The sequence below is a fragment of the Paenibacillus sp. FSL K6-1318 genome (assembly GCF_037976905.1).
In the GTDB taxonomy this organism is placed as follows: Bacteria; Bacillota; Bacilli; order Paenibacillales; family Paenibacillaceae; genus Paenibacillus; species Paenibacillus amylolyticus_A.
Window position 1 is genome coordinate 2194691 of the sequence record NZ_CP150270.1, and the last position, 25752, is coordinate 2220442.

At 46.2% G+C, this 25752-nt stretch carries 26 protein-coding genes and 1 other RNA gene; 13 read left to right on the top strand and 14 right to left on the bottom strand.

Features of this window, described 5'->3' with window-relative positions; translation table 11 throughout:
- The first annotated feature begins 50 nt into the window (after nucleotides 1–50).
- The 4 genes from NYE45_RS09850 (at nucleotide 51) to NYE45_RS09865 (ending at nucleotide 4545) form a co-directional block, all read left to right on the top strand.
- Complete coding sequence (locus NYE45_RS09850; RefSeq protein ID WP_062833630.1) at nucleotides 51–860, top strand: DUF92 domain-containing protein; 810 nt, start codon at nucleotides 51–53, stop codon at nucleotides 858–860.
- 12 nt (nucleotides 861–872) lie between these two features.
- Nucleotides 873–1451 (top strand): TetR/AcrR family transcriptional regulator, encoded by a 579-nt coding sequence (locus NYE45_RS09855; protein ID WP_017689402.1) that lies wholly within the window; start codon nucleotides 873–875, stop codon nucleotides 1449–1451.
- A 60-nt stretch (nucleotides 1452–1511) separates the two neighbouring features.
- The gene (locus NYE45_RS09860) at nucleotides 1512–3443 is read left to right on the top strand and encodes an ABC-F family ATP-binding cassette domain-containing protein (RefSeq protein ID WP_340016531.1); all 1932 of its coding nucleotides are present in this window, start codon (nucleotides 1512–1514) and stop codon (nucleotides 3441–3443) included.
- A gap of 175 nt (nucleotides 3444–3618) precedes the next feature.
- On the top strand, nucleotides 3619–4545 hold the full coding sequence (locus NYE45_RS09865; protein WP_340016532.1) for a hypothetical protein: 927 nt from the start codon (nucleotides 3619–3621) through the stop codon (nucleotides 4543–4545).
- A 123-nt stretch (nucleotides 4546–4668) separates the two neighbouring features.
- Here NYE45_RS09865 and NYE45_RS09870 read toward each other — a convergent pair whose 3' ends face one another.
- From NYE45_RS09870 to NYE45_RS09890, 5 genes are all read right to left on the bottom strand, one after another.
- Nucleotides 4669–5709, bottom strand: a complete 1041-nt coding sequence (locus NYE45_RS09870) for a M42 family metallopeptidase (protein WP_340016533.1) — start codon at nucleotides 5707–5709, stop codon at nucleotides 4669–4671.
- Nucleotides 5710–5821: 112 nt separating this feature from the next.
- Complete coding sequence (locus NYE45_RS09875) at nucleotides 5822–6205, bottom strand: lipopolysaccharide assembly protein LapA domain-containing protein (protein WP_340016534.1); 384 nt, start codon at nucleotides 6203–6205, stop codon at nucleotides 5822–5824.
- 132 nt (nucleotides 6206–6337) lie between these two features.
- On the bottom strand, nucleotides 6338–8128 hold the full coding sequence (gene pepF / locus NYE45_RS09880; RefSeq protein ID WP_076330403.1) for an oligoendopeptidase F: 1791 nt from the start codon (nucleotides 8126–8128) through the stop codon (nucleotides 6338–6340).
- Nucleotides 8129–8340: 212 nt separating this feature from the next.
- Entirely contained in the window at nucleotides 8341–8526 is a 186-nt protein-coding gene (locus NYE45_RS09885; protein WP_062833637.1) for a hypothetical protein, read from the bottom strand.
- Between the two features lie 3 nt (nucleotides 8527–8529).
- The gene (locus tag NYE45_RS09890; RefSeq protein WP_017689395.1) at nucleotides 8530–8763 is read right to left on the bottom strand and encodes a hypothetical protein; all 234 of its coding nucleotides are present in this window, start codon (nucleotides 8761–8763) and stop codon (nucleotides 8530–8532) included.
- Nucleotides 8764–8925: 162 nt separating this feature from the next.
- Here NYE45_RS09890 and NYE45_RS09895 point away from each other — a divergent pair, with 162 nt between their 5' ends.
- Nucleotides 8926–9123, top strand: a complete 198-nt coding sequence (locus tag NYE45_RS09895) for a cold shock domain-containing protein (RefSeq protein WP_017689394.1) — start codon at nucleotides 8926–8928, stop codon at nucleotides 9121–9123.
- Nucleotides 9124–9278: 155 nt separating this feature from the next.
- On the opposite strand, the gene NYE45_RS09900 is transcribed toward NYE45_RS09895, so the two are convergent.
- Complete coding sequence (locus NYE45_RS09900) at nucleotides 9279–10451, bottom strand: MFS transporter (RefSeq protein WP_340016535.1); 1173 nt, start codon at nucleotides 10449–10451, stop codon at nucleotides 9279–9281.
- A gap of 41 nt (nucleotides 10452–10492) precedes the next feature.
- A complete protein-coding gene (locus NYE45_RS09905) occupies nucleotides 10493–11833 on the bottom strand; it encodes a multi antimicrobial extrusion protein MatE (protein WP_340016536.1) in 1341 nt (446 codons plus the stop codon).
- Nucleotides 11834–12012: 179 nt separating this feature from the next.
- Here NYE45_RS09905 and NYE45_RS09910 point away from each other — a divergent pair, with 179 nt between their 5' ends.
- Entirely contained in the window at nucleotides 12013–13092 is a 1080-nt protein-coding gene (locus tag NYE45_RS09910; RefSeq protein WP_175623655.1) for a tetraprenyl-beta-curcumene synthase family protein, read from the top strand.
- A gap of 53 nt (nucleotides 13093–13145) precedes the next feature.
- On the top strand, nucleotides 13146–14117 hold the full coding sequence (pfkA, locus tag NYE45_RS09915; protein WP_062833640.1) for a 6-phosphofructokinase: 972 nt from the start codon (nucleotides 13146–13148) through the stop codon (nucleotides 14115–14117).
- A gap of 83 nt (nucleotides 14118–14200) precedes the next feature.
- Here pfkA and NYE45_RS09920 read toward each other — a convergent pair whose 3' ends face one another.
- From NYE45_RS09920 to NYE45_RS09935, 4 genes are all read right to left on the bottom strand, one after another.
- Complete coding sequence (locus NYE45_RS09920) at nucleotides 14201–15553, bottom strand: MATE family efflux transporter (protein ID WP_340017346.1); 1353 nt, start codon at nucleotides 15551–15553, stop codon at nucleotides 14201–14203.
- A 205-nt stretch (nucleotides 15554–15758) separates the two neighbouring features.
- Nucleotides 15759–16940 carry a putative glycoside hydrolase gene (locus NYE45_RS09925; RefSeq protein WP_340016537.1) on the bottom strand — a complete coding sequence of 394 codons (1182 nt, stop codon included), beginning with the start codon at nucleotides 16938–16940 and terminating at the stop codon, nucleotides 15759–15761.
- Nucleotides 16941–17101: 161 nt separating this feature from the next.
- A complete protein-coding gene (locus NYE45_RS09930; RefSeq protein WP_029880762.1) occupies nucleotides 17102–17290 on the bottom strand; it encodes a hypothetical protein in 189 nt (62 codons plus the stop codon).
- Nucleotides 17291–17465: 175 nt separating this feature from the next.
- Nucleotides 17466–18287, bottom strand: a complete 822-nt coding sequence (locus NYE45_RS09935) for a YitT family protein (protein WP_062833642.1) — start codon at nucleotides 18285–18287, stop codon at nucleotides 17466–17468.
- A 304-nt stretch (nucleotides 18288–18591) separates the two neighbouring features.
- Between NYE45_RS09935 and NYE45_RS09940 the strand changes: the two genes are divergently transcribed.
- The 4 genes from NYE45_RS09940 to NYE45_RS09955 all read left to right on the top strand — a co-directional run bounded on the left by NYE45_RS09940 (nucleotide 18592) and on the right by NYE45_RS09955 (nucleotide 22027).
- On the top strand, nucleotides 18592–20187 hold the full coding sequence (locus tag NYE45_RS09940; RefSeq protein WP_340016538.1) for a DEAD/DEAH box helicase: 1596 nt from the start codon (nucleotides 18592–18594) through the stop codon (nucleotides 20185–20187).
- A gap of 209 nt (nucleotides 20188–20396) precedes the next feature.
- Complete coding sequence (locus NYE45_RS09945; RefSeq protein ID WP_062833644.1) at nucleotides 20397–21209, top strand: DUF624 domain-containing protein; 813 nt, start codon at nucleotides 20397–20399, stop codon at nucleotides 21207–21209.
- A 51-nt stretch (nucleotides 21210–21260) separates the two neighbouring features.
- Nucleotides 21261–21452: non-coding RNA, 6S RNA (ssrS, locus tag NYE45_RS09950), on the top strand.
- A 182-nt stretch (nucleotides 21453–21634) separates the two neighbouring features.
- Nucleotides 21635–22027: a DUF1499 domain-containing protein gene (locus NYE45_RS09955; RefSeq protein ID WP_017689382.1), complete on the top strand. Its 393-nt coding sequence runs from the start codon at nucleotides 21635–21637 to the stop codon at nucleotides 22025–22027.
- A 72-nt stretch (nucleotides 22028–22099) separates the two neighbouring features.
- Here NYE45_RS09955 and tpx read toward each other — a convergent pair whose 3' ends face one another.
- Nucleotides 22100–22618, bottom strand: a complete 519-nt coding sequence (gene tpx / locus NYE45_RS09960; RefSeq protein WP_017689381.1) for a thiol peroxidase — start codon at nucleotides 22616–22618, stop codon at nucleotides 22100–22102.
- 148 nt (nucleotides 22619–22766) lie between these two features.
- On the opposite strand from tpx, the gene NYE45_RS09965 reads away from it, so the two are divergent.
- Both NYE45_RS09965 and NYE45_RS09970 read left to right on the top strand, forming a co-directional pair.
- Nucleotides 22767–23393 carry a rhomboid family intramembrane serine protease gene (locus NYE45_RS09965; RefSeq protein WP_339169462.1) on the top strand — a complete coding sequence of 209 codons (627 nt, stop codon included), beginning with the start codon at nucleotides 22767–22769 and terminating at the stop codon, nucleotides 23391–23393.
- Between the two features lie 69 nt (nucleotides 23394–23462).
- Nucleotides 23463–24374, top strand: a complete 912-nt coding sequence (locus NYE45_RS09970) for a LysR family transcriptional regulator (protein ID WP_062833647.1) — start codon at nucleotides 23463–23465, stop codon at nucleotides 24372–24374.
- A 36-nt stretch (nucleotides 24375–24410) separates the two neighbouring features.
- Here the strand turns inward: NYE45_RS09970 and NYE45_RS09975 are convergent, their stop codons facing one another.
- Nucleotides 24411–25091, bottom strand: coding sequence for a zinc metallopeptidase (locus NYE45_RS09975; RefSeq protein ID WP_340016539.1), 681 nt, complete (start codon nucleotides 25089–25091; stop codon nucleotides 24411–24413).
- A 28-nt stretch (nucleotides 25092–25119) separates the two neighbouring features.
- Entirely contained in the window at nucleotides 25120–25548 is a 429-nt protein-coding gene (locus NYE45_RS09980) for a MerR family transcriptional regulator (RefSeq protein ID WP_076209500.1), read from the bottom strand.
- Nucleotides 25549–25752 lie beyond the last annotated feature (204 nt).

Consider the following 25752-nt stretch of genomic DNA (forward strand, 5'->3'; position numbering starts at 1 on the left):
ATACAATAAACGTCATGCGGGTTGTACATACGCTGCATGCAGGAGACATTATGGATTGGATTATTGGCGCCGTATGCGCTTCTATGGTGGCAGGTGCTGCCTATGCGAAAAAGTCGCTAACCCTGTCTGGCTGCCTGGCAGCCATCATGATGGGAACGATATATTACGGAGCGGGTAACCTGTTCTGGTTTGGCACGTTATTGTTGTTTTTCATTACTTCAACGTTGCTCTCCAGATTTCGTAAAGATCGGAAGCAGGAGCTCGAGAAATCCTATGCCAAGTCAGGAAATCGGGATGCCGGACAAGTGATGGCTAATGGTGGGATGGGCATGTTCCTATGTCTGGGATACTGGATCTTTCCACATCCGGCATGGGTATATGCTTTCATTGGAGTAATGGCTACCGTTACATCGGATACATGGGCAACCGAACTTGGGAGTCTCAGTCGCAAGCCGCCGCGCTCTGTTCTCACATGGAAGGTACTTACGCCAGGTGCTTCAGGAGGTGTCTCACTTCTCGGAACCGTGGCTGCAGCCGTAGGCGGGGCACTGATTGGTGCGGGAGCATTCTTGTTTTCCTGGATCGCCGGGATAGAAGGGCTTGGTCTGTTTAGTTGGACTTTTGTCGGCCTTGTAGGTGGGTTGGCAGGTGCTTTTGCCGATTCCTATCTAGGCGCAACGGTGCAGATGATGTATCGTTGTACCGTGTGTGGCCGTGAAGTTGAGGTACATGAACATTGCGGGCATCCGACGGTTCGGGCTCGTGGCTGGGCATGGATGAGTAACGACCTGGTGAACGTGCTTAGCTCGGTGATTGGTGGATGTGTGGCGATTGGTTTAGGTAACATTTTGGCGTTGTAAGGGGGAGTACATTTGAGCACGGTACAGGGAGACAAATCGGAGGCTATTTTGGATGCGGCTTATGGTATTTTTGGCTCGAAAGGTTTTTATGAGACGAAAATGTCTGATATTGCAGACGAAGCCGGCATCGCAAAAGGCACCATTTACTTATATTTCAAAAGCAAGGAACAATTATTTATCGCAGTATCCAAGCGGGACTGTAACAGCTTTATCAGCCGCCTTGAATATGCTTTGAATTCGCATGAGAACACAGGTGATAAACTTGGAGCAATAGCCAAGACCCACCTTACGTATTATTATGAGCGCCGCAATCATACCAAGCTCTTCTTTATGGCACCCAATAATGATCCGGATTTGATGAAATTCATGAAGGCATTTATGAATCAATACATGAGTATGGTGTGTGAGGTACTGGAGAGTGCAAGTGTACCTGAGCCTGTATTGCTCGCTGAAGCCTACATTGGAATTCTGGACCGGCTGAAGATGGATATTATGTTGAATCCAGAGTTTAATGAAGAACATCTGAACAAACGAATTGCTTTTGCAGCAGCATTGTTTCTGGACGGATGCCGTTCTTTTTTACAAGTGTAAAGTGAGTGCACGGATGTACGTGATATTGAATTTTAATTTACAGAGAAGTGGGTACGAGCAATGAACATAATGACGGTAGAGCAAATTGCAAAAAGTTATGGCGAAAAAATATTGTTCAAGGATGCTTCATTTGGCATGGCTGATCAGGACAAGATTGGTGTCGTTGGGGTAAATGGAACCGGTAAATCCACGTTTTTGCGTGTGATTTCTGGTATGGAACCTGCAGATGCGGGACAGATCTCGATCGGTAATGACGTACGTATTCAGTTCCTTGCACAGAATCCGGATTTCAATCCGGATAATACGGTACTGCAACAAGTATTCGAAGGTGACAGCATGGAAATGAAAACTGTGCGTGAATATACGGAAACGATGGAATTATTGGAACTGAATTCGTCCGATCAAGCCTTGCAAGAGCGGTTATTACGCTTGAATCAGCAAATGGAGCAGCTTCAGCTCTGGCAGATGGAGAGTGAAGCGAAGAGCATTTTGTCCAAACTGGGTATTCGTCAATTCGATGCACTGATGGGCACATTGTCTGGTGGACAACGCAAGAGGGTAGCTCTTGCTGCTGCGCTGATTCACCCTTGCGAACTGCTCATTCTGGATGAGCCGACGAACCATATTGATAATGATTCGGTCGTTTGGTTGGAGCAGTACTTGCAGAAGCGCCGCGGCGCACTGCTTATGATTACGCATGATCGGTATTTCCTCGATCGTGTGGCGAATGTCATGTTGGAATTGGATCATGGTCGTTTGTTCCGATATGAAGCCAACTATACACGTTTTCTGGAACTGAAGGCGGAGCGGGAAGAACGGGAAGCCTCTTCCGAACAGAAGCGTAAGAACCTGCTTCGGACAGAGCTTGCGTGGATTCGTCGCGGTGCCAAGGCACGGACGACGAAACAAAAAGCGAGAATTGATCGCTTCGAACAACTTAAAGATCAACAAGGAATCCAGCGCTCGGGTTCATTGGAAGTATCGGTGGGCTCCACTCGTTTGGGTAAAAAGATTCTGGAGATCGAGCATCTTTCCAAATCCGTGGGTGGTCGCAAGCTGATCGAAGATCTGAGTTATATTGCCGTACCTGGAGATCGGGTAGGGATTGTCGGACCGAATGGTAGTGGTAAGTCCACGTTGCTCCAGATGATATCTGGCAAGTTGGAACCTGATGCAGGTGTAGTTGACGTCGGTCCTACGGTCAATCTGGGCTATTTCACTCAGGAACATCAGGAGATGGATGAAACTCTTCGTGTGATTGAGTACATCAAGGAAGTGGCCGAGAATGTGAAAACAGCCGATGGCTCTCTGATTACAGCATCCCAGATGCTGGAGCGGTTCCTGTTTACCCCGGCCTCCCAGTGGACGCCAATCTCCCGTCTGTCCGGTGGAGAGAAGCGTCGTCTGTATCTGCTGCGTGTGCTGATGGCTGCGCCGAATGTATTGCTGCTGGATGAGCCGACGAATGATCTGGACATCCAGACACTCGCTGTACTTGAAGACTACCTGGATGATTTCCCTGGTGTTGTCTTTGTGGTATCCCATGATCGCTATTTCCTGGATCGTACTGTGGATAAAGTGCTGTCTTTTGAGGGCAACGGTGCTGTACGTGTACACGTCGGCGACTATAGTGAGTATGCGGAATGGATGCTGAAAAATGCGCCTGGAGCTACGCAAGAGAGTGAGACAGGAGCAGCGAAGGTGAAGCAGTCATCGGAGAAAACGACGCCTGCTGTGTCAGCGGCTAAACCGAAGTTGAAATTCAGCTTCAAAGAGCAACGTGAATACGATCAGATTGATGAAAATATTGAGAAGGCAGAAGCCAATCTTGTCCGGATTAACAAAGAGATGGAAGAGTCTTTTAGCGATTCTGCACGTCTGCAGGAGTTAATGGCGGAGCAGGTTGAGGCTGAGCGTCATCTGGACGAATTGATGGAACGCTGGACCATTCTGAATGAACTTGCAGAGCAGATTGAACAGAGCAAATCTTGATATTTGATTAACTATCGCCCTTTTTTCCTTCGTGACGTTATTTCGCATAGGAGGAGAGGGCGTTTTTTTTGTCTGCGAATTTGTGATTTAATATGAAACGTTTAGTATATTCATTACGTTGTATAAGTAAAGAATTCCATAGAAGGGAGAGAACACCACACTTATGTATAAGCAAATGAATGAACAGTTGGCAGTGCTCAAGGAAAAGGGGAGAATTTACGAGAAATGGACCAAGCGTCTGGAGAAGCTTCAAACGGAAGAAACCGAATGGGAAGCAAAGGTAAAGCGTCGTCTGGAGCATCTCCAGAAGGAGCAGAAAGACGTTGATCGACTGAACAGTATGACATTGTCAGCATTTTTCTTTCAACTGATTGGTAAGAAGACAGAGCGTCTGGAGAAGGAAGAACTGGAACTGATGGAGAGCAAGGCTGCATACGACACTGCTTGTCGCATGTTACAAGACGTACAGGAGCAACGGATTCATGTGGAGCAGGAGTTGGAGGGCCGGCGGCAGTATCAGTACTGGCAGAGCGATTACAACGCCCTGTGGGGGAAGAAGGAAGGTCATCTGCTGGACCAGGATGCGGAATTGCAACACATGGCTGAGAATCGGGAACATCTTGCGAGTGAGCTACAGGAACTGGATGAAGCTTTCCGGGAGGGAGAATATCTGCTCTACGCTCTTGAACGTGCAGAGAAGGCTTTGGCTTCGGCAGGCAATTGGGGCGTATATGACATGATGGGTGGTGGGGTCATCTCCACACATATCAAGCGAGGACGAATGGATGACGCTCAGGTCGCCATCATGGATGCAGGTAAGCGTCTACGACGTTTTCAGAAGGAACTGGAGGATGTAGAGATGGCAGTACACGCCGATCTGCATCTGGGAGGTCTGCTTTCCTTCGCAGACTATTTCTTCGATAACCTCTTCGTGGACTGGATGGTTCAGGACAAAATTCGCAAAGCCGAACGTCAGGTGAAAGATGGACTGAGCGCGGTTCGGAAGACGATGCATGTACTAAGAAATGAAATGCGTGACCATAAGGCAGAGCTAGAGATATTGGATCGTAAATATCATGCATATGTGGAACAGGCAGATTAAAAGACATGGAAACAAAGGACACTTCCGATTGCACACCGATTGCTGTGCTTGGAAGTGTCCTTTTTGGTTAGACAAGACATATAGATGTCATCCATGATGATTTCGTAGGTAATTGATTCTGTTTTACTTGGTTGTAATGTAGGCAGCGAGCAAACGTGCCGTATTCAGGACAGCATCCTTATGTGTACGCTCCATGGAATGAGACGCGTGAACCCCTGGACCGATCAGTGCTGCTCGAATATTGTTTCCTCCACGTAATGCGGCACTGCCATCTGAGCCATAGTGAGGATAAATGTCCACGACGTAATCCATTCCATCTTGTTTGGCCAGTTCAATGAGACGGCTGGTCATATCGTAGTCATACGGGCCAGAAGAATCTTTGGCACATATGGAAACGTCGGTTTCCTTACAACTGAGGTCATCACCCATGGCTCCCATGTCTACAGCGATCATTTCACTGATTTCCGCAGGGATATATGATGCGCCATGTCCGACTTCTTCGTAGTTCGAGATGAGCAGAGAGACGTTATGTAATGGTTTCCAGCCCTCACGATGTGCAGACTCAAGGATGCCGAATAGCGCAGCTACGCTGGCTTTGTCGTCCAGGTGACGTGACTTGATATAACCACTCGGCGTGATGACTGCACGAGCATCGAAGGAGATAAAGTCACCGACAGCGATCCCGAGTTTCAACACATCTTCCTTGGAGGAGACGACTTCATCGATGCGAACTTCCATATGGCTTTCGGTCCGTTCAAAGGTGCGTGCATCCGGATAGACGTGTACAGACGGGTGAAGGGAAAGAATGGTGCCTGTGTATGTTTTTCCATCCCGAGTATGGATGCTGCAATATTCGTTTTCGATACTTTGCATGGAAAAGCCACCAACAGAGGTCAGTTTTAATGTGCCGTAAGATGTAATGGAGCGCACCATGGCCCCTAGCGTATCCACGTGGGCGCTCAAAGCAATCGTCTTGGACGAATCCTGCCCTGGCAATGTAAGCACTGCACCGCCCTTGTTATTCAGCTCACAGGCGATGCCCAGTGATTCTGCTTCCTTGCGGATCATCTCGATAATATGATGTGTGTACCCACTTGGACTTGGTGTGTCCAGCAATTTTTTCAGAAAAGTCAGAACGTAAGATTCATCAATGGTAAAACTCATTGTATAATTTCCTCCTTGGAACGTGGGTATGGTATGAAACAAAATACAGCCTGTCTGGGGGAGTGAATGTGATACTACCATTCCTGACTCGCCAGCAGGCTGACTCTGTTGGTTACAATGTCCCCGTAGGGTTTCCTTTGTGCTGACTCTGGATCGAATCCTTATCTAATAGGCTGTCTGGTTCACTTTTTGAGTCTAGTGAATCCATTGTTTTGAAAGAATCGAGCGAAGATTTGCTTGCCGTCGAACTTTCCAATTCAGATACACGCAATTTCAGTTGCTTGTTCTCGCGTTGCAGTCGGTATTGGCGATAGATGCCATAGGAACCTACAATAATTCCACCGATCAGGGTACAACCGAGAATGAGCAAGATCAGCGGAATTTGTACCGTGTTAAATAACAGGTTCACTTGTACGGAATCCACATTAATGACCGCAAAGATCCCCGTGAGCAGTGCAAAAACAAGACCTGCTATGAGTGCCCATTGCATTTTCATGGTGTTGCCTCCTTGTTGAACAATTGAGAGCTAGATATGCATTACCCATATTCGGGTATGTTGCATCTTGCAATGATGATAAAATCCCCTGCCCAAACGGGCAAGGGATGCAGGTCACATGGAAAGACAACCTTATTTGGTTAGTTGCTCCATCTGTTCAATCAGTTCCTTGAAGACACTCATAGCTTCACGAATTGGCTGTGGTGTAGACATATCCACACCTGCTTTTTTCAGAATGTTGATGGAGTAATCACTGCCACCGCTCTTCAGGAAGCCAAGATAACGGTCAACGGCCGGTTGGCCCTCTTCCAGGATTTGCTTGGAGAAGCTTGTCGCTGCGGAGAAGCCTGTAGCATATTTGTAAACGTAGAAGCTGTTATAGAAGTGGGGAATACGAGCCCATTCCATTTCAATATCTTTGTCGACAACCATGTCTTTACCGTGATATTTAACGTTCAGATCATAATAGATCTCGGATAACAATTGTGGTGTCAATGCGTCACCTTGTTCCGCACGCTCATGAATGATTTTCTCGAATTCAGCAAACATGGTCTGACGGAATACCGTTGTACGGAATTGATCGGCATAATAGGTCAGCAAATATAATTTTTCCTTCGGATCTGTTGATTTGTTAAGCAGATAATCCATGAGCAATGCTTCGTTGGTTGTAGATGCAACCTCAGCAAGGAAAATGGTATACTGCGCATCGCGATACGGAAGTGTTGTATCCGAGTAATGTGAATGCAGAGCGTGACCCATTTCATGTGCCAATGTGAACATGCTGTTCAGGTTATCTTTGTGATTCAACAAGACATATGGGTGAGTGCCGTAAGCGCCCCAGGCATAAGCGCCTGAACGTTTATTTTCATTCTCATATATATCGATCCAGCGGTTATCATATCCAGTCTGCAATGCGTCTGCATAGTCCTTGCCGAGTGGTGTCAGGCCATCTTTGACAGTTTGTTTCGCTTCCTCATAGGTAATATCCATTTTGTACTCATCTACGAGCGGAGCGAACAGGTCATACATGTGCAATTGATCCACACCAAGCAACTTTTTGCGAAGGTCCATATAACGATGCAATAACGGAAGGCTCTCGTGAATGGTGTCTACCAGATTCGTATACACATCCGTTGGAATGTTATCTCCATAGAGGGACATTTCCATTACGGAAGGGTACTTCCGAACATTGGCATAGAACATATTTTTGGTTACATTCGCATTTAGGGCAGCCGCGATTGTATTCTTCTGTTTGGCATAGGTTTCGTATACCGCTTTGAAGGCACGTTCGCGAACTTCACGATTCGGATTCTCAAGGAACTGAATGTAGCTGCCGTGTGTCAGCTCAACTTCATTACCATGTTCATCCTTGATTCTCGGAAATTTGAGATCGGCGTTATTCAACATGCTGAATATTGTCTGTGGTGCTTGTGAAAGGTTGCCTACTTGAGCAAGCAAAGCCTCTTCGGTTTGGCTAAGAACGTGGGCTTTTTCCCGTTTCATCTCTTCCAACGTAAATGTATATGCTGAGAGTTTTTCGTTCGCAATGAATGCGTCCAACTCATCGTCAGGAAGGGAGAGAATCTCCGGTGTGACAAAAGAAAGTGCTTCACCAACCCGTACGCCTAATTTCTGGGCTTTTTGGGACAGGTTTTGATATGTAGGATTCGCTGTGTCTTCATCTTGATGCATACGTGCATACACAAAGAGGCGTTCTATTTTGAGGCTGATCTCATCTTCGAACTCGAAGCAAGATTTGAGTACGTCAGGTTGATTCAGTTTGCCTTGAAATTCGGAGGCCTTCTTGGTCAAAGACGATACTTCTTCATATTCCTGATCCCAGGCATTCTGATCGGCAAATAAATCTTCCAGTTTCCAGCTATGCTCGGCTGGCACCTCGGAACGTTTCAATAATTGACTCATGGAAATCCTCCTTTGATGATCTGATGAATGGCTGGACGAAGCTGCCTTCGTCACGCTCGCTTGTGCGGAGAGAGACGAAGGAATCAGACTAAGTACCAGTATAACAGATAGCGATTTCTGGTATTTCAACGGCCTTCCTCCTTACGATACGAATAATCTCGTATAGTATGACCTTAGGCACGTTGAAATATTTGAGCAGCAGGGCACCGTGATTAGGTTCCCATGTTATACAAGAAATAAACGATCAGGAAAAAGGCGAAACAAATGAGCAGGGTAGCAATAAGCGCCATTCCCCGTCTTAGTCGATCCGGGATGGAATTGCGTCCCAGAATAAGCACAATACCAAGGGAAAAGGCAAGGATAATAAAGATGACGACATTGCTTGAGTCAAGCGGCATGGGTTAGACCCCTTTGAAGGCAGCCATCAATTGACGCCATTCATCCTCACGGTTCTCAAAATCTGCTTTTGGGAAACGGCGTTCAGCCCAGTGCATTAACGCAGGACGGCTAAGGAAAGTATGGCATTCTTCGCCCCACTCTTCCGAAATTTCTCGCAGTACGAGATATTTGCCCTGAACTTCTACAGTCATCATATTCCACTTGTCTGTTTTGTATATTTCATGTTTTTTTATCATAGGTAGTCTCCAAACTAACGGTTTTGGTAAAATGATACCGTACCCTACGATTCAAAGCAAATTTTTTCGACATTTATGGAAAGATAAATTGCAAAATGGAAGCCCATACAGTATAATAAGGGTATTCGCCATAGATGGCGATATTTTTAGGAGGTTTTTCATTTGAAAGGTACAGTTAAATGGTTTAACGCAGAAAAAGGCTATGGCTTTATTTCAGTTGAAGGCGGCGAGGACGTATTCGTACATTTCTCCGCAATCCAAGGAGACGGCTTCAAAACATTGGAAGAAGGTCAAGCGGTAGAATTCGAAATCACTGATGGAAACCGTGGTCCTCAAGCAGCTAACGTAAACAAACTGTAAGAATTTTTCCGGTCAACGGACTTCTTATACATGATAAATATTAATAGCTGAATATTAAGAACCCAAGCACAGTCCCCTCAAGGAGGCTGTGCTTTTTTTGATTCTATATTTTCGTTCTAATTATCGGGTGCATACGGTGTGGATTTCCTGTGTGTTCAAGACGCACGATGGGTCATGCTGGACCATAACTTTAATCCGAAACCGATCAGGGCAGCCAGGGAAAAAGCCATCGCGGTGAGATAGAAGGTTTGTCTGCCTGCATGTTCCAGGATCAGTCCGCCCAACGTTCCACTTAGCAGTCCCGAGGCACTGGACCACACGATGGTGAACAAAGCCATACCCGTAGCTCTGTAGTTGTCTGGAACAAGGCGAATGATGTAGCGGACCGCCGTAACGTAGAAAATACCGAAGGTAACGCTGTGCATCGTCTGAATCGCAACGACAGCTGCAGGTGTATCGGATATGGACATGAGAAGCAAACGAACCGTATACATCAGTGCAGCAAAAGCAATGAGCGGCAGTTCTTTATACCGGTTTCCATACTTGCTAAGCAGCAGGAATATGGGGATCTCACTTACGGAAGAGATCAGCAAAGACCAACCGATCAGCCCCTCGCTGGCACCCAGCTCTTTTAGCGTGATGGTAAGAAAAGCTTCGTTCATCCGATGTCCCATGGCTAGCAAAAATACACAGCCAAAAAAGGTGAGCACATCTCTGCGTTTCAAAATAGCCCATAGCCCCGAAAGATCCATTTTACTACTACTTCCCGAAGGTTGATCCTTCAATTGAAAACTGATAAGTAATGTTGTCGCAGCGAGACCGACACAAACCCAGATCGTCCATCCTGGACCAAAAGATCCAAGGAAGTACCCGATACTTAATGCGAAGAAGGCATACCCAATCGATCCGAAGACTCGAATGGAAGTGAAATTTCGACCATACTTGCTGGCCGTTGTGATAGCCATCGTATCGGAGAGTGGATAGACCGGATAATAGAAAAAGTAAAACAGGGTCACGAGTACAAATACCTGACCGAAAGTCGTTGCATTGGCGAGCATGATACCTGTAATCAATTGACCACCAAGCAGAATGATCATCACTTTGCGCACCGTTTGGTAGCGGTCGCTGGCCATGCTCCAAAACATATTGGAGAACACAGAGATGAGGGGCCCGATCCCGTAAAGGTAGCCGATCTCCGCCCGGCTAAAGCCCAGATGACTAAAGTAAAGTTGGAAATAGGATACCACCAGAACGGTGGAACCGAAGATGGTGAACATGAGAGCCCGCAGCCAGTTCTGATCCGGGCGGGCGTTGTGACTTAATTTCATGATGAGAGACTCCAATCCTGATAACAGTTCAATTGATTTTATTACCCTTTCAGGGATGATGATTTACTGGTAGACGGCACGGACATTGTAGGTTCTTGCTGCGTGCGCCGGATGACAAGCCAGACAATGATAAGTTCGGCGAGCAGGCCAAGGGATTGGGCAACAGCTCCAATCATGCCGTTCCAGGCAGGAAAAATACTAACAAGAATAAGCAGCACAATTACCGTGCAGATGGCATTCGCCGTTTGCGAACGAAACATCGTTTTCGTCTGACCGCGAAGCAGAATGATGCCATTGCTGAAATCCAGAAAAGGGAAGATCAGCGGAAATAAGACGAACGCACGCAGTGTCCAGAGACTTTGTTCCAACAATTCACCCTGCACGCTCATGACATTTTCGAATACCCATGGTCCCAAGGGGGTATAGGCAATCGACACCGTCATTGCAAACGGAATAAATCCGGTGATAAGCGCGAATTTTCGTACCAGTTTGGCGTCCACAAGGTAGAAATTAAGCACGATCTGATGAATGTATGTAAAAAAGCTTAGCATTAACTGCATCAGACTGCTTGCTATGGCAAAGGAAGAAATGGCTAGTGCGATCCCGGTCGTTTTGCCAAGTACGATGTTAATGACCGGTCCTATAAACAGCGCGACAAAGCTGGATAGCAGCAGCGGCTTATAAAAGCGAAATACGTCTCCCTTGCTCTCGACGGGGTGATCCTCAAGCTTGGCTGGCATCTTGCGCTTGATGCTGTTTCCTTCCAAAAAGCTGACCAGCGCTTCAATCATCATGCCAGCAGCAAAAATGATAGCGCCTACACGTCCGCTGTCAATGCTGTCTGTATATATGAAATACAGGGATAGTCCATACATACCGGCTAAACGGAATACCATGCCGATTGTTAACCACTTGGTTCGGTTATTCGTAATGATGATCCCCTGATAGATGTTGCGGATCACTGAAAAGATACTCACATACATGAGAATTTCATATACGTCGATGACTTTGTTCAGCAGATCTGGACTTACACCAAAAAGGTATTTGAATACCCCGGTACCCACGGGAGAGTATACGATGAGAAAACCAATGAGAAGCACACAGGCAAGAAATATTTTGGTCACAAATGTGAGGGCCTGAAAGGAAAGGCGATCGCGAACCAGTGCGGAACAAGTTTGCCGCAGCAGGGTGGAGGGGCGTTCCGTGAGGGTTAACAAGCTACCGGCGATAGCATAGCTAGCAATAACCGTCTCGGGATGAGCGGAACGTGCTAATGTACTGTTTATAATGACGTGAGAAATAGTGACGAGAGAGGCGGAAATGCCAAGTGGCACAAAAAAAGAAAATAACCGTCTCCACGAAAGTGATTCACTTGACGACATGTCAACGACTCCTTTGATGGATGAAATATGCCTAGTATATCACAAAGCTTTGAACGCCGATGCGATTTTTTGTGCGGAATATGCGGCAGATCATTTGTACAATTAAGGGGATCATATTATAATAGGAATGGTTAAAAATCGCTCTAATACGTATTCAACCAAGTGGAGGCACATTTATTTTGAGCCAATCAAATCGAAAACGTCATCAATATCCGCGTGGACCGCTGGCATTGATGAGAGGGGTGTACAAATACACCATTCCGGAAACACGGAAGGCATTGAATGGATGGCGTGCCCAAGCTGAGGCGATTCCGAATGAGGAATTACGTACGCAGGCACTTGCCAGTCTGAAGGATAAACAGTTTCACTGTGAAGGCGGAACCGTCTACGCTTTAGCTGATTTGCCCAACAGACACATTCTGATTCCGCTGATCGTTTCATATCAAACTATTAGTGATTATTTGGACAATCTGTGCGACCGCAGCACCTCGATGGACCCGGATGACTTTCGTCTTCTCCATCAATCCATGCTTGATGCGGTAGATCCCGAAGCAATTCCCGTCAATTATTATGCCCTCCGTGAGGAGCAGGATGACGGTGGATATCTGCGGAATCTGGTGACCACATGTCAGGAACTGACCCGTCAGTTACCAGGCTATGCGTCCGCCAAGCCCCAAATTCAGGATCTGGCAGGCCTATACACGGACCTGCAGGTATATAAGCATATCAAGCCGGAACTGAGAGAAACGGCATTGCTCGAATGGTGGTCGGAGCACCGTCATCGCACACCTCAGTTTCGTTGGAACGAATTTGCTGCTGCAACTGGCTCTACACTGGGCGTATTCATGCTGTTTCTGGCTGCGAGTGACGATCAGTTGACCGAAGAGCAAGCGGCCTCGATCCACACGGCCTACTTCCCACATGTATGCGCATTGCACATTATGCTCGATTACTTAATTGATCAGGATGAGGACCGCATCGGGGGAGATCTCAACTTCTGCAACTATTATGAGAATGTTGAGACAATGCTGGACCGAATTGCTTTTATTGTGGAGATGGCACGCAGCGATGTGCAGAAGATTCCGGGAAGCTCCTTTCACCGGATGATCATCGAAGGACTAATTGCCATTTACCTGTCTGATCCCAAAGTCAGCGAACAACAGGAAGTTCGCGTCGTGTCCAAACGTCTGATGAAGAATAGTCCAATGACAAGAATATTTTTCTTCATTTTCAGTCGCTGGATACGGAAAAATATGTAAGTCAGGTGTGTTGTTGCGGAGCCTGAAGTGAAACTAGAGGAGGAAGAAACATCATGACAGCAGTAAAGAAAATCGCAGTATTAACGAGCGGTGGTGATTCACAGGGGATGAACGCAGCTGTTCGTGCGGTTGTTCGCAGCGGACTGTTTCACGGTCTCGAAGTGTACGGAGTCCAACGTGGATACCAGGGTCTTTTGAATAATGACATTTTCCCAATGGATTTGCGGAGTGTAGGGGATATCATTCAACGTGGGGGAACGGTTCTTCAATCGGCACGTTGCAAAGAGTTCTACACCGCTGAAGGTCAGCAAAAAGGAGCGGACATTCTGCGTGCGCGCGGCATTGACGGTCTGGTTGTTATCGGTGGAGATGGTTCCTACAACGGAGCGAACAAACTGAGCAAGCTGGGCATTAACACCATGGGTCTGCCAGGAACGATTGATAACGACATTTCATTCACTGACTATACGATCGGATTCGATACAGCTGTAAGCGTAGTGGTTGATGCGGTGAACAAATTGCGTGACACAATGTCTTCACACGAACGTTCTTCCATCGTTGAAGTTATGGGTCGTCACTGTGGTGATATCGCTCTGCATGCCGGACTTGCTTCGGGCGCTGAAACGATTCTTGTTCCAGAAGTTCCGTTTGACATGGACGAAGTGGCAGATCGCATGAAAGCCAACTTTGCACACGGTAAACGTCACAGTATTATCATCGTTGCTGAAGGCGTGGGCAAGGGTGAGGATGTAGCGAAAGAATTGATGGAACGTTGCCCGACGTATGAGCCGCGTGTAACCGTTCTGGGTCACATTCAGCGTGGTGGTACGCCAACACCTTTCGACCGTAACCTGGCAAGCCGTCTGGGAGACTTCGCTGTTCGCAGTCTGATTGCAGGCGAGACAGACAAAGGTTGTGGCATTATCAAGGGTGAGCTTACCCTGACGGATATCGATAAAGTGGTTAACACGAAAAAAGATTTCGATATGGAGACTTACGAGCTTGCACAACGTTTGTCCCAATAATTCGATTCATAAGCAAAGAGCACAATCCCACATTGACGAGGATTGTGCTCTTTTTGTTGTTTTCAGGATTTAGTACATCGATGCTACGCCTTGCGGAGTGCGGCTTGTTTTTGTACCAGGAAGAGTCTCCAGAGAAGCGCTGTTGCTCCTACAGCAAGGCCGGCAATGAGTCCGATCCAATATCCAAAGGCGCCGAGTGGAGTATACGTAGCTGTGAGATAACCTACAGGCAGACCAATGATCCAATACGCAACGAACGTAATAACCAGTGCCGGATTAACATCTTTGTAGCCCCGCAATGCTCCCTGGGTCGGTGTGGCAATTGCATCCGAGATCTGAAAGAAAATGGCGTAGATGAGGAAGTGCTGCGTAAGTGCAATGACCTCTCGATCGTTGGAATATACACCTGCAATCTGTTCGCCAAACACAATCAACACAATAGCTGTCAGTAGTGAAAGGCCGATGGCTCCACCAATTCCAAGCAGGCTGTATTGTTTGGCGTCTCTCAGACGTCCTGCACCTGCTTCAAAGCCCACAAGGATCGTAAGAGCCATACAGATGCTCACAGGCAACATGTAGAGCGTAGAAGCGAAGTTCAGTGCCGCCTGATGGGCAGCGATCGTTGTGGTGTCAAAACGGCTCATCATTAAAGTCACAGCAGCGAAGATGGACGTTTCGAAAAAAGTCGCGAATCCAATCGGCACACCAATCTTGAGTAACTCTTTCCACTTCGCCAAGGATACACGGGTCCATTGACGGAAAATACCGTATTGTGCGAAAGGTTCGACCCGATGGACAAAAAAGAGACTAATGAGAAAGATGAGCCAGTACGTACATGCTGTAGCAACACCAGCACCAACACCGCCCAATTGGGGAAAGCCCCAGCGGCCGAATATCAGCAGATAATTCAAAAAGATGTTAACGGGCAGAGAGACTAATGTAATGAACATCGTAGTCCGCGTCTGGCCGAGTGCATCCATGAAGCTGCGCAGCACGGTATATCCGAAGAGTGGGATAATGCCAAAAGCGAGTGCACACAGAAAATAGAAGGCGACTTGGGCAACCCGAGGTTCCAGAGGCATTCCGTTCAGGATAGGTCCAAGTAACAACGCCCCAGCTCCGATAACGACAATACTGACAGCGATCCCCAGATACAGCGCCTGTATGACGTTATACCCGATCTGATCATTACGTTTGGAACCTAACAGATGTGAAACGACAGGTGTTATACCGATCAGAATCCCGCTTAGTCCAGTTTGAACTGGCATCCACAGACTTGTACCGATTGCGACGCCTGCAAGGTCGGCTGGGGAAAACTTGCCTGACATATTCGTGTCGAAGAACGACATGGCCGAGAGGGCGATTTGAGTGGTGAAGATGGGCAAAAATATAATCAGGAATTGCTTCACTTTTTGGGAAAAGCTTGTTGTGTTCATGTTCACTGGCAGTGCCTCGCTATTCTAAAGAGATGTCATCCGAGTGTCATATATGGACAGCTATTCATTGTAGTGGATTTTGTCCGTTTTGGATAGGGACAGATACGGAGGAGAGGCACAGCGAAAAAATGGAGCACCAAAAAAACCTTGCTCCGCTTCAAGCGGAACAAGGTTGGATGAATGGCGAAATATGAAAGAGTGCGGATTACTTATATTGTACACCTGACGTGTATCGGTTGGAGGCATTCCAGAGCAGATATTCATGCACATCCATGTCTTTCATTGCTCTAATCTGGTCTTCCACTTGTTTCTTGCCATACTTGATATAATGTCCACTGCCCAACCAGCTTGCTGTGAAGTCCTGGATCCACGGACGAATGACGGGTTTGAGTTCCTTCGTAGGGTCCAGTTTCTTGTGTGTGTCTTCCATCGAGCCCTTGATGGTCGTGTAAGGATCTTTGTCAGGGTCCTTGACCCCATACCAGCCAGTTGAATAGTGACTCGGGTATACCATCGGTGAGATGACGTCCACATTTTCGGATATTTTAACAAAATCTTGTCCAATGCCTTCAGCCGCAGGTACAGAAGCTGCATAACCAAAAATATCAACCGAGACACGAACACCTAGCGGTGCCAGTTCCTTACGTGCATATTGCACGAATTCAGCCACAACATCGACGCGTGACTTGTCGGATTTGGTATATTTCAGTACATCGGCACGAGTTTCGAACCCTTCCGGGAAACGAACATAGTCAAACTGAATCTCTTTGAAACCAAGTTTGGCCGCTTCCTTGGCAATCTCAATATTGTAGTCCCATACTTCCTTGCTGTACGGATTCACGAAGCTGTCGCCCTTGCCATTCGCCCAAACAGATCCATCCTTATTGCGGAAGGAAAGCTCTGGATTCTTCTTGGCAAGAATCGTGTCTTTGAATACAACGACACGTGCAATGGGGTAGACCTCGTGTTTTTGTAATCGTTTCATCAAGGCATCGATATCGCGAATAAAGGGTTGCGATTTGCCCATTTTCTGTAGCGCTTTGTTTTCTGTGGGATAAGTTATGTATCCGAGATCGTCTTTGATATCGATGACCATGGCATTCAGCTCTGTACTGTCTGTCAGATCCAGCAATTCTTTCATACGTGCGCCGCCGGCGCTGTAGGCCGTTACATAAATACCTTTGACCACGGGTGCGTCAGGTTGTGGATCGATTTTGGCAGGTGGATTATCGGCATCAATAACGACCTGATCTTTTTGAGATTGGATAATTGCGGTGTTGAAACTGTTGGTTAACGATTGGAACTGGGGATTTCCCTGGTCCGCCACTGCGGGGGCACCACCAAAGCTTCCAAAGGCCATAGCCAGTAAAGCCCAAAACATGTTCATTCATTTCCACTCCCTTATGTGCATTCCATGTATGAATTATACATTAAAGCCTCCGGGCTTTTAACCATATTAATCAAGTAATGAAACACATGGAAAAAATGAAAACCGCTTCCTGCTGAGGAAATCCCCTGCAAGAAGCGGCGCGATCAATCTAAAAAAAATTATTGAATGTAAATCTCATTTTGATGCTCACAAATACTGTACTGAATGATTTCCATTGCGTCTCCCTGTTCCAGGATGCCCAGCCCATCCCGGAGGACAATCAGTGAGTCGAGTTCATTCGGTTTCAAGAAAGGGAGCATTTCCGGGCACCATCTGTTGACAATCTCAAACAGTTTTACCGTTTCCATATCCACATTAATCACCCTTTCCTACTCGAATTCCAAAATGGTAAGTCATTCGGCGCGATTCGGGAAAGCATATGGCCTGTGAAAATTGAAGGGTTGAACCTGCTATACAACATATTTAGGAGCCGTACACCGTTATTATACCACAATGTTGTGAATTGTTAACCGTACATGTGTCTCAACTTCTGCGGAATGAACCCATAACACCAACCGTTTCCACAATGTTAACAAAGGCTTTTGGATCTGTTTCCTTGATAATGCGTTTGATTTCAACCAACTCGTAACGGGTTGTAACGGTCATGAGCATGTCCTTTTCAATATCCGTGTACGCCCCTTGAGTCTTGATTTTGGTAACTCCGCGAGGCCGAACCAGTAATTTACCCAACATGGCTTCGGTTTCGTTCGTAATAATGTACAGTGTTACTTTGACGTGACTGATGTGGATCAGATCCAGCACCTTGCCTGTAATGTAGATGGATACCATGGAGGCCAGAGCTATATTCCAGTTATCACTCAGATATCCTGCGAGCAAAATGATCGCACCGTTCATGCCGGCCATCACTGTACCAATCGGAAAGTCTCGATTACGTGTGAAAATGGAACCGACAATGTCCAGACCGCCTGTGGAGCCGCCGACTCTGAAGGAAACGCCAGTGCCCAGTCCAATAAGCACACCACCAAATACAGAGCTTAACAAAGGGTCTGTAGCGACAGCAAAAACAGGCAGAAGCGCGATGAACCAAGAAGTGGCTGCTACCGAGAGAATACTTAATGTAATGAAACGACGTCCAAGAATAAACCAACCTGCAATGAGCAGGGGAATGTTAAGAACAAAATACATTATACTAAGATTCAACGTTGTAAAATAACCCAGAAGCATTGAAATACCGGACACCCCGCCGCTTAAAAGCTGATGGGGGACCAAAAACCAGTTAAAGCCGCAGGCAATAGCTGCAGCACCCAAAATGATCACTAAAGAGTGCCAAATTATTTTGGGCAATTTAATCACCTCATTTATATTTAAAACCAGATTGCTGGTAATCTTGAATTGTTTTGTGATATAATGATTTGTGGATATTCTTGAGTAGGAAACTTTTCCCAAATGGAACGATTTAATTTGAAATGTTTCAAACACATGTATGTAGTTTTAGTCTTATATTGGGGACCCATTCATGGAATTATAATCGTTCGTGAAAATAATTCGCCCAGTTGGGATACCCTATAAATATTAACGCTACTTAAGAATACAGACAACAAAGTGGATTGTCCACCATGTCCACCATATAAAAGGAGCATGAATAATTTTGACAAATTTAAACTTCACAGATTTCAATCTTGAACCACTGGTGCTGCAAGCCATCACTGAGCTCGGGTTTGAAGAAGCAACACCGATCCAATCCAAAGCGATTCCTTTGGCACTTGAAGGCAGAGACTTGATTGGTCAAGCACAAACGGGTACGGGTAAAACAGCTGCATTCGGTATTCCGTTGATCAGCAAAATCACGAAAAGTGACGAAAAAATCCGCGCCCTCATTATGGCACCTACACGGGAACTTGCAATCCAAGTTGCTGAAGAGATCGAAAAACTTACTCGCTTCAAAGGTCTGCGCTCCCTGCCAATCTACGGCGGACAAGATATCGTTCGTCAGATTCGTGCACTGAAAAGAAAACCACAGATTATCATTGGTACACCTGGACGTCTCCTTGACCACATCAACCGCAAAACAATCAAACTTGATGATGTACAAACTGTTGTATTGGATGAAGCAGATGAAATGCTCGACATGGGTTTCATGGAGGATATTCAATCTATCCTGAAACAAGTACCAGACGAGCGTCAAACAATGCTGTTCTCAGCAACAATGCCTCCTAACATTCAAAAATTGGCTCAACAATTCTTGAACAATCCTGAGCACGTATCTGTAATTCCTAAACAAGTTAGTGCACCGTTGATTGACCAAGCTTACATTGAAGTACCTGAGCGTCAAAAATTCGAAGCACTTAGCCGTTTGCTGGATATGGAATCTCCTGAACTGGCGATCGTATTCGGACGTACTAAACGTCGTGTTGATGAATTGGCTGAAGCTTTGCAAAAACGTGGATATTCTGCTGATGGTCTCCATGGTGACCTTTCCCAGAACCAACGTGATACAGTAATGCGTAAGTTCCGTGACGGCAGCATTGATGTACTCGTTGCAACAGACGTAGCTGCACGTGGTCTCGATGTATCCGGCGTAACTCACGTTGTAAACTTTGACCTTCCGCAAGATCCGGAGAGCTATGTTCACCGTATCGGTCGTACAGGTCGTGCAGGTAAAGAGGGTGCTGCATGGTCCTTCGTTACACCGCGTGAGATTGATCACTTGCACTTCATCGAGCGTGTAACACGTCACCGTATTCCACGTAAACCACTGCCAACAATGGCAGAAGCGGTTGAAGGCAAACAACGTTTGACAGCAGAGCGCTTGCTGGAAATCGTACAATCTGGGGAACTGAACGAATACAAAGGTATCGCGATTCAAATGCTTGAGCAATATGATTCTGTTCAACTGTTGTCGGCTGCTTTGAAGCTCCTGACAGGTGACAAAAAAGACGCTCAAGTTGACCTTACTCCTGAAGATCCGATCCGTGCTAAACGTCGTAAACCGGATGTACGCTCAGGCGGACGTAAACCATCTGGCTACAGCGGTAACCGCAGCAGTGGTAGCGGCGGCAGTGGTGGTGGCTACAACCGTGATCGCAACAGCAGTGGCGGCGGACGTGGTGGCTACAACCGTGATCGTAACAGCGGCAGCAGCACTGGCGGTGGAAGCAGAGAAGGTGGTTACAACCGTGACCGCAAACCGCGTCCAAGCAACAACGAAGGACGTCGTCCAGCGAAAGATTCTTCTTTCGAGTAATATAAACGTATGAACTGGAAAATGGAGCAGGCAACTGCTCCATTTTTTTTATTTTCAAATGGTTGTACCGTCTTTTGCTCACTATCAAAAGCGCTGGTCGAGGGTATAGCTGATCTCTTTTCGGGAAGTACTGGCTTTTCCTATCTATAATAAGGTATATTAATATTAGACTTCAGGTAATACGCAAGGCTGCGGAGGAGGAGAAATGTTTGGAATTTAAAGGAGCTATGGGTGGGATCTACCGGCTTACAGAGTGGATTACGAGACTGGCCGCAACCAATCTGTTGTGGGCTATTTGTTCGTCTCCGTTCTTGTTTTTCTTGATTATGAAACTGCTCGTTATGCAGCAGAACCTCGCCAACGAATCATTGCAAATGAACTGGGCTATAGCCATTGTGGCACCGCTTACACTGTTCCCGGCGACTTCGGCGCTGTTTACGGTTGTTCGTAAATGGAATATGGGCGACACGGATGTGCCGATCTTCCGTACTTTCTTTGTAGGTTACAAGGAAAACTACAAGCAAAGTTTGATTGGGGGCATTTTTTACACACTGCTGTTCGCGATTATGTATCTGGATTATACGGTATACATGACGCAGTTCCGCAACATGCAGCTCGTGGGAATCATTATGCTTGTGCTGCTTCTCTTGTTATTTGTATCACTCTTTAACTTTTTCTCGATGGTTGTACATTACCATATGTCCATCGGGCTCATTATCAAAAATGCGGTATTGCTAACGCTGATCAGACCTTTCCGTGTATTCTCCACATTGCTGGGAAGCGGATTGTTGTTCTACATCGGTTTCCGTTATCCGGTCTTGTTCATCTTCTTCATTATTAGTATCATCGCCTGGTTTGCTTTCTTTAACTTCTACGCAACCTTCAACAAAATGCAGGAGCAGATGGAGAAGATGCAGTTGAAGAAAGAAGAAGAGGAAGCCGCTGCGCTGGCTGAGAAATCAGCAGAGAACGGTGAAGCATCTGAGTCATCAGACGACAAAAACATTACACTGCAAAAATAAAACATGATGGATCGCCATTTACTTTTTACACAGTTAGGGATATAATAATTGTACATCCTGCGATGTACGTTTCGGTTATTCGTTGTTTTGAACCAATGATGATGTCTTCGGGAGATCAACACAGAATGTTGCTGAAAAGCCCTGTCTATACGACATGGGGACTTCAAAAAGCATTTTTGCGGTCACCCACCTGCCAAGCAGGTTCATAAGACAATGTAGCCGGACGGCATAGGCGGGTTCCTAAATTTTCATGTACAGCACCCTGACTTTTCCTCTTTTGAAGGAATTTCAGGGTGTTTTTATGTTGTGATGAATGGTTTTGATTGGTTTTGTGATAAATATGATGCTTACCCTTTTGTTACTACTTGAACAATGTTACACTAAGATACATAAATGGAACGGTTACATTCAAAGGAGGAAGGGTCTTGACCTTAAAGAGAACGCTCGTCGGTATCATCCGCAGCATGGAGGGAACCAGCGATCGAGCCAAGGATCCCAAATTAAAAACACGGTACTATAACTTATCCAAAGACAGAGCCTGGGAAGAGGTTTCTTCGACACTCAAAAAGATTCCAGGTTATAAAGTGCTGCACGAAGTGCCTTCTGTTGGAGAAGTTATACTGGAGAAGCGGACTACCTTTGGACGGACGATGGATATTACAGTTTCCATTATCTCGGTAAGTCCTGTTCGCAGTGCGGTGGATATGTATTCTGCTTCCCGTGGTTCACTTGGAGACTTGGGCTCTAACTATCGGACGATTATGAACTTATTCTCTGTACTGGATAAAAAGCTGAGCAAGTATAAAGCAAATGATTGAAATAGATGATGAATAACAAAAAGCGAGAGAAGGTTAACCTTCCTCGCTTTTGTTCTGAACGTATGATAACTTCTACAGCAAAGCTTTTACAGCAGCAATCGCTTGCTCGAAGTTAGGGGAGTCTGTCATTTCAGGCAGATACTCCACATATGTAATCCGGTCTTCAGCATCCACCACAAAAATGGAGCGCATGTCCAACTGGAATTCTTTGATCAGGACGCCATAGTCTTCACCGAAAGAACGTGTTTTGTAGTCTGACAATGTTACTACGCGGTCAACGCCAGCTGCTCCGCACCAACGGGCTTGAGCGAACGGAAGGTCAACACTTACTGTCAAGACAACAACATTGTCTCCGAGTTCTCCAGCTTCAACATTGAAACGACGAGTTTGCGCATCGCATACGCCAGTATCCAGGGAAGGAACAACGCTGATTAATTTGATTTTGCCTGCGAAGTCTTTCAGGGATGCATCTTCAACCAGGTTCTTGCTCAGTGTGAAATCGGGTGCTTGATCGCCCACTTTCAATTCGGGTCCGATCAATGTAATAGGGTTGCCCTTAAATGTGGCTGCACCTGTACGTTCTTGTGTCATAATAATGTTCCTCCTTATAAATTGGTGATCCGTGCCAAAATCCATTATAATCTTTTATGAAAGGCATTGTCCAATTCGGGCATGTACCATTACGATGGATCAGAGATGTAAGTCCGATCTGAACAGGGTGGAGTGAAAGAAGAAATTTATGATATTTATTCGCTATGAGAACTGGAAAGGTTATCTGAAGTATTTCCCTTTGACGTCGCTTTTTTTAATTGCCAATGTAGTCATGTTTATTGTGTTAACGGTGAACGGTGGATCAACGAACAATATGGTGCTGCTGAAATTCGGGGCACTCACGAATTATGAACTGTTCGCAGATGAGTGGTGGCGTTACATTACATCCATCTTCCTGCATGCGGGCTTCAGTCATTTATTGTTTAACAGTTTTGCGTTAATTGTATTTGCACCACCGATGGAGCGACTGCTTGGGTCGGTAAGGTATGGAGTGTTGTACCTGGGTGGCGGCGTATTGGGCAATATTCTTGCTGTTGCTTGGTACAACTCGATTGGGAGCATCACCATCTCGGTAGGCGCTTCAGGAGCGATCTATGCCGTCTATGGTGCATTCCTGTATGTGGCCCTGTTCCAGCGCACCATGATGGATGAGGCTTCGCGCAAAACGATGTACACCTTGCTTGTGTTCGGGATTATATTCTCCTTCGCCATGTCAGGCATTAACTGGATGGCTCATTTAGGCGGATTGCTGGGTGGATTCTTTATTTATGGACTGTTGATCAGATTGTGGAAACCCCGCAGCTTAAAGCGGTAGTCAGAACGTTCTCAAGATGGAATGCAATCAAGGATAAGTAGGGTATAACAGATTGGAGCGATCAGGCGAGTGGAATTAAGACAGTTGCATTACTTTTTGAAAGTGGCACAGAAGGAACATGTAACACAGGCTGCTGAAGAGTTGCATGTGGCACAGTCGGCGGTGAGTCGTCAGATTCATCAGCTGGAAGAAGAACTGGGCGTGGACCTTTTTATGCAAAAGGGGCGAAACCTGCAGTTAACTGCCGTGGGACAGCTTTTTTGCAAACGAATTGAAGGCATATTGAAAGATCTGGATAAAGCAGTCGGGGAAGTTCATGAGTTTCTGGACCCGGAGCATGGGGAGATTCGGATTGGATTTCCGCATAGCTTGGGGATTCATCTTATTCCTTCCGTTGTGGCTGCTTTCCGTCAGCGTTATCCTAACGTAAAGTTCAGATTCAAGCAAGGGATGTTTCCTACACTCATTCGTGATGTGTTATCAGGAGAGGTAGACTTGGCATTCATATCTCCTTTTCCGGAGAAGCATGATCAAGTGGATGGGGATATTGTACTCACGGAAGAGTTGCATGCCATTCTTCCTCCGAATCATCCGTTAGCTGGTGAGGAGACGATCGCGCTCGAACAGCTCAAGGATGATAAGTTCGTATTATTTAGCAAAGGTTATTCTCTTCGTCCTATTGTGTGGCATGCATGTCTGGAAGCTGGTTTTACACCCAAGATCGCTTTTGAAGGTGAAGAGACCGACACGATTCGTGGATTGGTCGCTGCGGGCATGGGGGTCAGTCTGTTGCCTGAGATGGCGTTGTTCCAGACGAACCCGTTGCAACCGGCACATGTGGCCATTTCTCATCCCAAAGTAACACGCACCATCGGGTTGATTCACCGTGCAGATGATAAACTGCCGCTGGTTGCCCAATCCTTTCGTTCATTTTTGCTTCATTATTTCGGTTTACAACAAAACAATACCCCATCCGATTGACGGTGGGGTATTGTTTTTGTGTTATTAAGTTTGAAATTAATCGCGGCTATTGAAGATTCCGATGTAACGGATCAATTCAAGGAGTGAGATTAGCGCTGCAGCGACATAAGTCAAAGCTGCGGCATTCAGAACTTTAGCAACACCTTTTTCTTCTTCATTGCGGATGTAACCTTCGGATACCATAATCTCTCTTGCTCGATTACTGGCGTTGAACTCCACCGGCAATGTGATGAGTTGAAATGCAACTGTAGCAGAGAAGAAGAGGATACCGAGCCCGGCGAGGTTCATGGCGCCGAACATGAATCCTGCAATCAGTAAGAAAGGGGCTAATCCGGATGCGAAGTTCACAACTGGGAAGATCCGGTGACGGAGTACCAGCATGGGATAACTTTCTTTGTGCTGAATGGCATGACCAACTTCGTGACATGCTACCGAAACAGCTGAGATTGAGTTTTCATAATATACTGGTTCCGATAAGCGTACAACGCGGTTGATCGGATCATAGTGATCAGAGAGCGCGCCGCGTACAGGCTCAATAGGGACATCATGCAGGCCGTTAGCGTCAAGCATCTGGCGAGCGGCATCGTAGCCGGTGATTCCGTTCTGGTTCGGTACATTGGACCAGCGTTTAAAAGTACCTTTAACGCGAAATTGCGCCCACAAAGAGAGCAAAAAGGCGATAATGACCAATACGAACATACCGTTATTAAAACTCATATTCATTCCTCCGCTTTCTAATAATAAGCTACATCATGGTGTTCTCGAGCAAGATTTTCAGTGCCTCCATTGTACCGGCACTTTTGGTAAGTAGTCCTGCCATCATCTTGCGTGCTTGTACAGGTTTCATCTCCCCAAGTAGCGGTTTGAGTTCATTAACCTCTCGCTCAAGTTGTTGCACGTGAAGCTCCAAAGTTGTCAATTTGCTGGCAACTTGTTCTTCCGTGCTAACCAGACGCCACTTCTCAAGAGATTGCTTAATCTCGTCGAGACTATACTTCTCTTGTTTCATCTGTACAATACGTTCAAGCCTGGTTAAAGTTTCATTACTATAGAGACGATAATTTTTTTGTGTACGTTCTTCGGGAGAGATTAGTCCAAGCTTCGTGTAATAATCAATCGTCCGTTCACTAACACCAGCGGTCTTGGCAAGTTCGCCAATCCGAAAAAGTTTCATATCCCCAATGATATTCACCTCGCTTGCAAGTTCAAATGTAGGGAATTGTAGTTTCCGCTTGCGAATTTATATACTACGCCCAATTTTTCTTACTAATAAGTATGATACATGATCTTTAACCGTACAGTCAAACGTTATGCTTTCGGTAATCAGCATGCTTCATTTCTATATCTATGTGCTCATAGAATGTGATTATGTACTTAA

Bases quoted from the DNA above. Each gene is read 5' to 3' on its own strand.
- NYE45_RS09850 (WP_062833630.1), top strand. From the start codon at position 51: ATGGATTGGATTATTGGCGCCGTATGCGCTTCTATGGTGGCAGGTGCT.
- NYE45_RS09860 (WP_340016531.1), top strand. From the start codon at position 1,512: ATGAACATAATGACGGTAGAGCAAATTGCAAAAAGTTATGGCGAAAAA.
- NYE45_RS09865 (WP_340016532.1), top strand. From the start codon at position 3,619: ATGAATGAACAGTTGGCAGTGCTCAAGGAAAAGGGGAGAATTTACGAG.
- NYE45_RS09870 (WP_340016533.1), bottom strand. From the start codon at position 5,709: ATGAGTTTTACCATTGATGAATCTTACGTTCTGACTTTTCTGAAAAAA.
- NYE45_RS09875 (WP_340016534.1), bottom strand. From the start codon at position 6,205: ATGAAAATGCAATGGGCACTCATAGCAGGTCTTGTTTTTGCACTGCTC.
- pepF (WP_076330403.1), bottom strand. From the start codon at position 8,128: ATGAGTCAATTATTGAAACGTTCCGAGGTGCCAGCCGAGCATAGCTGG.
- NYE45_RS09885 (WP_062833637.1), bottom strand. From the start codon at position 8,526: ATGCCGCTTGACTCAAGCAATGTCGTCATCTTTATTATCCTTGCCTTT.
- NYE45_RS09890 (WP_017689395.1), bottom strand. From the start codon at position 8,763: ATGATAAAAAAACATGAAATATACAAAACAGACAAGTGGAATATGATG.
- NYE45_RS09900 (WP_340016535.1), bottom strand. From the start codon at position 10,451: ATGAAATTAAGTCACAACGCCCGCCCGGATCAGAACTGGCTGCGGGCT.
- NYE45_RS09905 (WP_340016536.1), bottom strand. From the start codon at position 11,833: ATGTCGTCAAGTGAATCACTTTCGTGGAGACGGTTATTTTCTTTTTTT.
- pfkA (WP_062833640.1), top strand. From the start codon at position 13,146: ATGACAGCAGTAAAGAAAATCGCAGTATTAACGAGCGGTGGTGATTCA.
- NYE45_RS09920 (WP_340017346.1), bottom strand. From the start codon at position 15,553: ATGAACACAACAAGCTTTTCCCAAAAAGTGAAGCAATTCCTGATTATA.
- NYE45_RS09925 (WP_340016537.1), bottom strand. From the start codon at position 16,940: ATGAACATGTTTTGGGCTTTACTGGCTATGGCCTTTGGAAGCTTTGGT.
- NYE45_RS09930 (WP_029880762.1), bottom strand. From the start codon at position 17,290: ATGGAAACGGTAAAACTGTTTGAGATTGTCAACAGATGGTGCCCGGAA.
- tpx (WP_017689381.1), bottom strand. From the start codon at position 22,618: ATGACACAAGAACGTACAGGTGCAGCCACATTTAAGGGCAACCCTATT.
- NYE45_RS09965 (WP_339169462.1), top strand. From the start codon at position 22,767: ATGATATTTATTCGCTATGAGAACTGGAAAGGTTATCTGAAGTATTTC.
- NYE45_RS09975 (WP_340016539.1), bottom strand. From the start codon at position 25,091: ATGAGTTTTAATAACGGTATGTTCGTATTGGTCATTATCGCCTTTTTG.
- NYE45_RS09980 (WP_076209500.1), bottom strand. From the start codon at position 25,548: ATGAAACTTTTTCGGATTGGCGAACTTGCCAAGACCGCTGGTGTTAGT.